The organism is Ideonella sp. A 288, from assembly GCF_002198735.1.
Taxonomy (GTDB): Bacteria; Pseudomonadota; Gammaproteobacteria; order Burkholderiales; family Burkholderiaceae_C; genus Pseudaquabacterium.
On sequence record NZ_MWLO01000089.1, the window covers coordinates 20,393 to 28,484 of the forward strand.

8 protein-coding genes are annotated in these 8,092 nt (G+C 68.9%); 2 read left to right on the forward strand and 6 right to left on the reverse strand.

Annotation, left to right across the window (positions count from 1 at the left end):
- Positions 1–25: 25 nt before the first annotated feature.
- The 6 genes from iorA to EOINJALH_RS07880 form a co-directional block, all read right to left on the reverse strand.
- The gene (iorA, locus tag EOINJALH_RS07855) at positions 26–1,855 is read right to left on the reverse strand and encodes an indolepyruvate ferredoxin oxidoreductase subunit alpha (RefSeq protein ID WP_088279797.1); all 1,830 of its coding nucleotides are present in this window, start codon (positions 1,853–1,855) and stop codon (positions 26–28) included.
- A 164-nt stretch (positions 1,856–2,019) separates the two neighbouring features.
- Positions 2,020–2,256: a zinc ribbon domain-containing protein gene (locus EOINJALH_RS07860; protein WP_088279798.1), complete on the reverse strand. Its 237-nt coding sequence runs from the start codon at positions 2,254–2,256 to the stop codon at positions 2,020–2,022.
- Between the two features lie 62 nt (positions 2,257–2,318).
- Positions 2,319–3,275, reverse strand: coding sequence for an ADP-ribosyl-[dinitrogen reductase] hydrolase (draG, locus tag EOINJALH_RS07865; RefSeq protein ID WP_088279804.1), 957 nt, complete (start codon positions 3,273–3,275; stop codon positions 2,319–2,321).
- A 10-nt stretch (positions 3,276–3,285) separates the two neighbouring features.
- Positions 3,286–4,110, reverse strand: coding sequence for an NAD(+)--dinitrogen-reductase ADP-D-ribosyltransferase (locus tag EOINJALH_RS07870; RefSeq protein ID WP_088279805.1), 825 nt, complete (start codon positions 4,108–4,110; stop codon positions 3,286–3,288).
- Between the two features lie 130 nt (positions 4,111–4,240).
- Entirely contained in the window at positions 4,241–4,834 is a 594-nt protein-coding gene (locus EOINJALH_RS07875) for a hypothetical protein (protein WP_088279799.1), read from the reverse strand.
- The gene (locus EOINJALH_RS07880) at positions 4,831–5,265 is read right to left on the reverse strand and encodes a group II truncated hemoglobin (RefSeq protein ID WP_088279800.1); all 435 of its coding nucleotides are present in this window, start codon (positions 5,263–5,265) and stop codon (positions 4,831–4,833) included. Before EOINJALH_RS07880 ends, EOINJALH_RS07875 begins: the two co-directional genes overlap by 4 nt.
- A 376-nt stretch (positions 5,266–5,641) precedes the next feature.
- Between EOINJALH_RS07880 and nifH the strand changes: the two genes are divergently transcribed.
- A complete protein-coding gene (gene nifH, locus EOINJALH_RS07885) occupies positions 5,642–6,523 on the forward strand; it encodes a nitrogenase iron protein (protein ID WP_088279801.1) in 882 nt (293 codons plus the stop codon).
- A 68-nt stretch (positions 6,524–6,591) separates the two neighbouring features.
- Positions 6,592–8,058 carry a nitrogenase molybdenum-iron protein alpha chain gene (nifD, locus tag EOINJALH_RS07890; protein WP_088279802.1) on the forward strand — a complete coding sequence of 489 codons (1,467 nt, stop codon included), beginning with the start codon at positions 6,592–6,594 and terminating at the stop codon, positions 8,056–8,058.
- The last annotated feature ends 34 nt before the right edge of the window (positions 8,059–8,092 follow it).

The window sequence follows — 8,092 nt, forward strand, 5'->3', positions numbered from 1 at the left end:
GAAGCGGCGGGCGTGTCGACCGTGCTCACGATGCGGCCCCCGGCGGCTTGATGCAGTCGACCGTGCAGACCTGGGCGCACAGCGTGCAGCCCACGCACAGCGCGGGATCGATGCGCACCTGGTGGCGGCCCTCGAAGGTGCCTTCGGCCCAGGTGAGCGCGGGGCAGCCCAGGTTCATGCACGACTGGCAGGCGTTGCACAGCTTCTCGGACACCGACAGCGCCGGGCCCTTGATGCGCACCGGGTCGATGACGCAGGGCCGGTCGGAGATGACCACCGACACGCCGCGGTAGGCGATGGCCTCGCGCAGGGTCTGCACCATCGCGGCCAGGTCGTAGGAGTCGACCTTGCGGATCCACTGGACGCCGACGGCCTTCAGCAGCGCCTCGTAGTCGACCCGCGGCGCGGGGTCGCCGCGCAGGGTGCGGCCGGTGCCGGCGTGCTCCTGGCCGCCGGTCATCGCGGTGATGTGGTTGTCGAGCAGCATCACGGTGATGTCGGCGCCGTTGTACACGGCGTCGATCAGCGGCGGGATGCCGGCGTGCAGGAAGGTGGAATCGCCGATGGTGGCCATCACCGGCTTGGTTTCGCCGGCCTTGGCCAGGCCGATGGCCACGCCGATCGACGAGCCCATGGCCACCGAGGTGTCCAGGCCGCGCAGCGGGTCGAGCGCGGCCAGGGTGTAGCAGCCGATGTCGCCGGCCACGCGCGCCCCCGAGGCGCGCACGGCCATGTAGGTGGACGTGTGCGGACAGCCGGCGCACAGCACCGGCGGGCGCACCACCGGCTCGGGCGTGAAGGTGCGGGCCGGCATCGGCCGCGGCGCCAGCACGCCGGCCTGCTCGAGGCCGGCGCGCAGCACCTCGGGCGAGAACTCTCCGACGCGCGGAAAGAAGCGCTTGCCTTCGACGGCCAGGCCCATGGCGCGCAGCTCCCGCTCGATCAGCGGCTCGAGCTCCTCGACCACCAGGACGCGGTCGACCGAGGCACAGAAGCGGCGCAGCAGATCTTCCGGCAGGGGCCAGGACGCGCCGAGCTTGAGCACCTGCGGCTGCACCGGCGCCGTCGACAGCACCTCGCGCACATAGGTGTAGCAGGTGCCGGCGGTGATGATGCCCAGCGAGGCCTCGCCCGGCTCCCAGCGGTTGATCGGCGCGTCGGCCAGCCACTGCTTGAGCTGGCCCTCGCGCTCGATCATCGCGACGTGGCGACCGCGCGCGTGCGCGGGGATCATCACGTTCTTGCGCGGCAGCTCGGCAAAGCCGCGCGAGGGCACGGCCACGCGCTCGCCCACCGCCACCGCGCTGCGGGTGTGCGACAGGCGCGTGGTGGTGCGCACGATGACCATGGTGTCGAAGCGCTCGGACAGCTCGAAGGCCATCCGCGTGAAGGCCAGCGCCTCCTGGGCGTCGGACGGCTCGAGCACCGGCACCGAGGCGAACTGGCCATAGACGCGCGAATCCTGCTCGTTCTGCGAGCTGTGGATGCCCGGGTCGTCGGCCACCACCAGCACCAGCCCGCCATGCGCGCCGATGTAGGCCTGCGACATGAAGGCATCCGAGGCCACGTTGAGGCCCACGTGCTTCATCGCGGCCAGCGCGCGACGGCCGGCGAAGGACGCGCCGATGGCCACGTCCAGCGCCACCTTCTCGTTGGTGGACCACTGCGCGTGCAGGTCGTCCCGGGGGTAGGTGGCCAGGGCTTCGAGGATCTCGGTGCTGGGCGTGCCCGGGTAGGCGGCGGCCACGGCGACGCCGGCTTCCCAGGCCCCGCGCGCGATGGCCTCGTTGCCGGTCATCGGCCGGCGCTCGATCGCCCGCGGCGGCGGTGGCGCCGTGTCCAAGATGGCCTGCATCGCAACCCCTTCACCTCGACCCAGAGGGGCTGGATGCTAGGGTTGGGTTTGACGCAGGTTCTTGAGATTCCTCAAATCTGCAGCGGGCCCGGCGGGCGCCTGCGGGTAAGCGATGAGGGGGCGCCGAGGCGGGGCAGGGCCGCGCGATCGGGCACCGCCACCGGCTACTTCGGCAGCTTGGCGCGCTCGGACTTGGAGTAGTTGCTGAAGTGGCCTTCGCGCGCGGCCGCGCGGCGCGCACCGGCCACGATCGACGCACTGGTGCCCGCGGGCGCGAGGCGCGAGAGCTGCCGCTCGAGCGCGGTGCTGCCGCACTGCGGGCAGGTGGGCACGGTGCTGGAGCGCACCAGCAGTTCGAAATCGGCCTGGCAGGCGGTGCAGCGGTAGTCGAAGAGCGGCATGTCGGACTCCTGGGAAGCGATGGGGGATGGGAACGGCGCCGTGGGCGATGGCGTGCGGGCGATCAGGCCGGCGGCGGCGGCGCACGGTGGCGCAGCGCCATGGCCAGCAGCGCCTCGGTCTGCTCGGTGATGGCCCGGCGCACCGCCGGCTGCAGCCGCGACACCCAGCGCGAGGGCAGCGCGGCGGCGCCGCAGCGCGCACCGGCCAGCATGCCGACCAGCGCGCCGGTGGTGTCGGCGTCGTCGCCCTGGTTGACGGCGCCGACGACGGCGTCCTCGAAGTCGTCGTGCGAGGTGTAGAAGTGCAGCACGGTCTGCACCGTGTCGACGACGTAGCCGCTGGCGCGGCGCGGGTAGGGCGCGTAGCGGAACACCGGCAGGTCGCGCACCAGCGCATCGAGGTGGGCCCGTGCGCGCAGCACCGAACCATCCACCACCAGCGCGCGCAGCGCATGGCCGATGCCCAGCACCGCCGCGTCGGACAACGGGTGGTGGTGGGTGACATGCGACTGCGCCAGCGACACGCGCACGAAGGCCGCGTCGTCGCCCAGCGTGGCCAGCGCGGCGGGCAGGTTGCGCATCAGCGCGCCGTTGCCGCCGTCGCCGTCGCTCTGGGGGCCGGCCAGGCTGCCGTCGCGCAGGTAGCGCTGGATGCCGCGGCGGCAGGTGTTGCCGCAATCGACCGGCTTGCCGCGCCACCAGGCCACGTAGGCCTCGGCGATGAGGCCGGTGTCGTGCAGTCGGCCGTCGCGCGCGCCGCGCAGCAGCGCCTCGCCCAGCGCCAGGCTCATCGTGGTGTCGTCGGTGACCTGGCCGGGGGCCAGCTTGAGCCAGCCGCCACCGGTGATCTGCTGGTGCACCCCATGGCGCAGCGCGATCTCGCGCGGCGTCATGAACTCGACCGTGGCGCCCAGCGCGTCGCCCAGCGCCAGGCCCAGGTAGGCGCCCAGCGCGCGGTCACGCAGCGCGGGCAGGTCGGCCAGGGCCGCGGGCGCGCCGGCGGCAGGCGCTGCAGACATCGGTGACACCTCAGCACGCATAGCTCACTCCTACCTCGTAGTCGCCACCGACGGCCAGCACCTCGGCCTCGCCATCGAGCGCCCGGCTGTCCACCAGCCCCGGCACGAACAGCAGCTTGACCATCGGCACGCGGGCCTCGAAGACCCAGTCCCCGAAGCAGCCCGCCTGCTCGCGGGTGCGGCTGAACGACACCAGGTTGTTGAGCCGCACGGTGCAGTGCCGCTCGCGCAGGCTGCCCGCCACCAGCTGCTCCTCGACCCGCGTGCTGCCGCGCCACAGCGTGGCATGCGGGCCGGGCCCGAGCAGCTCGAAGCGCGCGAGCATCCATTGGCAGTATTCGAACAACAGGTCGATCTGCCCCCACAGCCGGGTGTCGTGGTACCGGGTGCCTGCCTTGTCTTCGATGTAGCGCACCCACGCCGGCGAGGGAAAGCGCCCGAGCCGCTCGCCGTGCCAGGCCGGCATGAGGCCGAAGCGGCTCTCGACCCAGCCCTTGAGCACGGCACCGGCCGCCCCGCTGGCGTCCATGCCCCAGCCCTGCAGCAGCTTGAGGTGGCTGGCCTTGCGCCGGCGGCGCCCGGGCGCGTCGACCTCGCCCGCCCCGAAGCGCTGCGCCATGAAGCGGTCGAACACCACGCGCGCCTCGTCCGCCGCGCCGCAGCGGTCGAGCGCGTCGAACAACTCGGCGTGGCTTTCGCGCGTGCCCGCGATGTGCAGCGGCTTCGGCGTCGCATTGAACGCCGTGCTCGCCAGCACATGCGCCGCCACGCCGACCAGCGTGCTGCGATAGGCCGCATCGCCGTTCGCGGCATCGCCCCGCGCCTCATCAGTCATCACACGCGCCATGGTTTGGGCCTCGGATTCCGTCGCGAGAAGCCCGAGGTCGCGCCGAGGAGTGGAGCCGTACACCCGTACGGCGAACCCCGCAGGCGCGAGATCGGGCTTCGCAGCAGGAAGACGAGACTCAAACCGGGCGGTTTTCGTAGGGGTTGCGGACCGGTCCCATCAGCGCCAGCCCTTCCTCGAAGCTGATGCGCGGGAAGCTCTGCGTGAAGCCCATCGCCTTGTCGACGATGGCGTCGGTCTTGCCCGCGGTGTCGAGCTTTTTCAGTTCGGTCTTCTCGAGGTACAGCAGTTCGAGCATCTCGTTGTAGACCGTGGCCTCGTCGATCGGCAGGATGTAGAAGGTGGTGCCGCCGTACTCGATCTGGTAGCGCTTGGCGAGGTCGACGTTGTCGCAGAAGAAGAAGTACTTGCCGGTGGGCGACAGCAGGTCGCCCAGCACGTCGGCCACCAGCTTGAGGTACTCGAACGACAGCAGGAAGCCGCAGCAGAAGGCCAGGTGCGGCTCGCCGGCATGGGCCGCGGCGATGACCTGCTCGGCACAGGTCTCGGGCGGGCGCGCCTCGTCGGCCATCTTGACCTGGAACTTCAGCGCGATATCGCCGCGGAAGCCGATGCGGCCGGGCTTGTGCGTCGCGCCCTTGAGCACGGGGTTGAGGAGCCGGCCCTCTGATTCGAGGCGGGCAAAGGCGGTGTCGGCAATCGTGGTGCTCATGAAGCGCTCCGGTGGGTGAAAGGTGAATCGGTGTTGACAACGGCCTGCGCCACCTTGGCGAAGGCCGCCTCGAGTTCCGCGCCCAGCGCGGCGTCCTCGCAGGTCTCGGCCAGGGCCTGGCGCATGCACGCCATCCAGGCGTCGCGCGCGGGGGCATCGATGGCGAAGGGCTGGTGCACGCGACGCAGTCGCGGCGCGCCACGCGTGGGGGTGTAGTCGCGCGGGCCGCCGAGCCATTCGCTCAGGTAGGTGACCAGCACGGCCTTCGTCGGCGCGAGGTCGTGCTCGTGCATGGCCCGGATGGCCTGCGCGTCGACGCGTGTGTCCATGGCCCGGTAGAAGGCCTCGACCAGTTGCGCCACGGCCGCCTGCCCGCCCAGCCGCTGGTAATGCGGGTTGGTCGACACGGCGATGGCGGGGGCTTCGGTCATGCCAACCCACAGAGCAACCTGCGTACCACCCCATAACAGCCCGCGCAGGCCCCTGCAGGGGTGGTTTGCGTGCCAAACCTTGCAGCCCCGGCGGCCCGCGGCCCTGGCTTTGTCGGGTTTCACACATTCGACACGGCCCCGTCGACGACCCCGGGATTCGTGCATTTCTCCAGCAAAAACAAGCACTTGGCTCAATGCAGACGGGCTGGCACGGCGGTTGCGATGAGGACTTGGCGCGGACCCCATGGCTGGCCCCGAGGGACCTTCCTAGAAGACCCACAGAGGCACCGAAGGCGGCAAGGAATCTGCGATGACCGAGCGCTTTCTTTTCGTGTCTCGACTACCTCGCTAAACCTCTTTCTACTGGAGCATTGAAATGGCAAAACTTCGGCAAATCGCCTTCTACGGCAAGGGTGGCATCGGCAAGTCCACCACCTCCCAGAACACCCTGGCGGCCCTGTCCGAGATGGGTCAGAAGATCCTCATCGTCGGCTGCGACCCCAAGGCCGATTCGACCCGCCTGATCCTGCACGCCAAGGCCCAGGACACCATCCTGTCGCTGGCCGCGGAAGCCGGCTCGGTGGAGGACCTCGAGCTCGAAGACGTCATGAAGGTCGGCTATCGCGACATCCGTTGCGTCGAGTCCGGCGGTCCGGAGCCGGGCGTCGGCTGCGCCGGCCGCGGCGTGATCACCTCGATCAACTTCCTCGAGGAAAACGGTGCCTACGACGGCGTCGACTACGTCAGCTACGACGTGCTGGGCGACGTGGTGTGCGGCGGCTTCGCGATGCCCATCCGCGAGAACAAGGCGCAGGAAATCTACATCGTGATGTCGGGCGAGATGATGGCCATGTACGCGGCCAACAACATCTCCAAGGGCATCCTGAAGTACGCCAACAGCGGTGGCGTGCGCCTGGGCGGCCTGGTGTGCAACGAGCGCCAGACCGACAAGGAACTCGAGCTGGCCGATTCGCTGGCCAAGATGCTCGGCTCGCGCCTGATCCACTTCGTGCCGCGCGACAACATCGTGCAGCACGCCGAGCTGCGCCGCATGACGGTGCTCGAGTACGCGCCGGATTCGAAGCAGGCGCAGGAGTACCGCGACCTGGCCCAGAAGATCCACGCCAACGCGGGCAACGGCACGATCCCCACCCCCATCACGATGGACCAGCTGGAAGACCTGCTGATGGAGCACGGGATCATGAAGTCCATCGACGAGTCGCTGGTCGGCAAGTCCGCCGCTGCATTGGCCGCCTGACCTGAAACACAGCAAGGGGTGGCGTCCGCGCCACCCGCTGACCCCACCCCTGTCTGGAGCACCCCACCATGAGCATGACGATCGAAGACCGCAAGGCCGCCAACAAGGCCTTGATCGATGAGGTCCTGAAGGCCTATCCCGAGAAGATGGCCAAGCGCCGCGCCAAGCACCTCGGCCAGTTCGAGGAAGGCAAGCCCGATTGCGGCGTCAAGAGCAACATCAAGTCGTTGCCCGGCGTGATGACCATCCGCGGCTGCGCCTACGCCGGTTCCAAGGGCGTGGTGTGGGGCCCCATCAAGGACATGATCCACATCTCGCACGGCCCGGTGGGCTGCGGCCAGTACAGCTGGGGCAACCGGCGCAACTACTACATCGGCACCACCGGCGTCGACACCTTCGTGACGATGCAGTTCACCAGCGATTTCCAGGAAAAGGACATCGTCTTCGGTGGCGACAAGAAGCTCGACAAGATCATCGACGAGATCCAGGACCTGTTCCCGCTGAACAAGGGCATCTCGATCCAGAGCGAATGCCCGATCGGCCTGATCGGCGACGACATCGAAGCGGTGTCGAAGAAGAAGTCGAAGGAACACGACGGCCACACCATCATCCCGGTGCGCTGCGAAGGTTTTCGCGGCGTCAGCCAGTCGCTCGGCCACCACATCGCCAACGACGCGATCCGGGACTGGGTCTTCGACAAGACCGACCCGAACAAGCGCCCCGAGTTCGTCTCCACGCCCTACGACGTGGCCATCATCGGCGACTACAACATCGGCGGCGACGCCTGGTCGAGCCGCATCCTGCTGGAGGAGATGGGCCTGCGCGTGATCGCGCAATGGTCCGGCGACGGCACGCTGGCCGAGCTGGAGAACACGCCCAGGGCCAAGCTCAACGTGCTGCACTGCTACCGCTCGATGAACTACATCAGCCGGCACATGGAAGAGAAGTACGGCATCCCCTGGGTCGAGTACAACTTCTTCGGCCCGAGCAAGATCGAGGCGAGCCTGCGCGAGATCGCCAGCCACTTCGACGACGCGATCAAGGCCAAGACCGAGGCGGTCATCGCCAAGTACAAGCCGCTGATGCAGCAGGTCATCGACAAGTACAAGCCGCGCCTGCAGGGCAAGAAGGTCATGCTGTTCGTCGGCGGCCTGCGCCCGCGCCACGTGATCGGTGCCTACGAGGACCTGGGCATGGAAGTGGTCGGCACCGGCTACGAGTTCGGCCACAACGACGACTACCAGCGTACCACGCACTACATCAAGGACGGCACGCTGATCTATGACGACGTGACCGGCCACGAGTTCGAGAAGTTCGTCGAGGCGGTGCAGCCCGACCTGGTCGGCTCGGGCATCAAGGAAAAGTACGTGTTCCAGAAGATGGGCGTGCCCTTCCGCCAGATGCACAGCTGGGACTATTCCGGCCCGTACCACGGCTACGACGGCTTTGCCATCTTCGCCCGCGACATGGACATGGCGATCTCCAGCCCGATCTGGGGCCTGGCCAAGAGCGCTCCCTGGAAGAAGGCCGCGTGAGGCGCCCCGGCGCCTGACACGACCCACCCAACCC

What these genes read in the sequence shown, in the direction of transcription:
- draG (WP_088279804.1), bottom strand. Translation starts at nt 3,275, where the DNA reads ATGTCTGCAGCGCCTGCCGCCGGCGCGCCCGCGGCCCTGGCCGACCTG.
- EOINJALH_RS07870 (WP_088279805.1), bottom strand. Translation starts at nt 4,110, where the DNA reads ATGACTGATGAGGCGCGGGGCGATGCCGCGAACGGCGATGCGGCCTAT.
- nifD (WP_088279802.1), top strand. Translation starts at nt 6,592, where the DNA reads ATGAGCATGACGATCGAAGACCGCAAGGCCGCCAACAAGGCCTTGATC.
- nifH (WP_088279801.1), top strand. Translation starts at nt 5,642, where the DNA reads ATGGCAAAACTTCGGCAAATCGCCTTCTACGGCAAGGGTGGCATCGGC.
- EOINJALH_RS07860 (WP_088279798.1), bottom strand. Translation starts at nt 2,256, where the DNA reads ATGCCGCTCTTCGACTACCGCTGCACCGCCTGCCAGGCCGATTTCGAA.
- EOINJALH_RS07880 (WP_088279800.1), bottom strand. Translation starts at nt 5,265, where the DNA reads ATGACCGAAGCCCCCGCCATCGCCGTGTCGACCAACCCGCATTACCAG.
- EOINJALH_RS07875 (WP_088279799.1), bottom strand. Translation starts at nt 4,834, where the DNA reads ATGAGCACCACGATTGCCGACACCGCCTTTGCCCGCCTCGAATCAGAG.
- iorA (WP_088279797.1), bottom strand. Translation starts at nt 1,855, where the DNA reads ATGCAGGCCATCTTGGACACGGCGCCACCGCCGCCGCGGGCGATCGAG.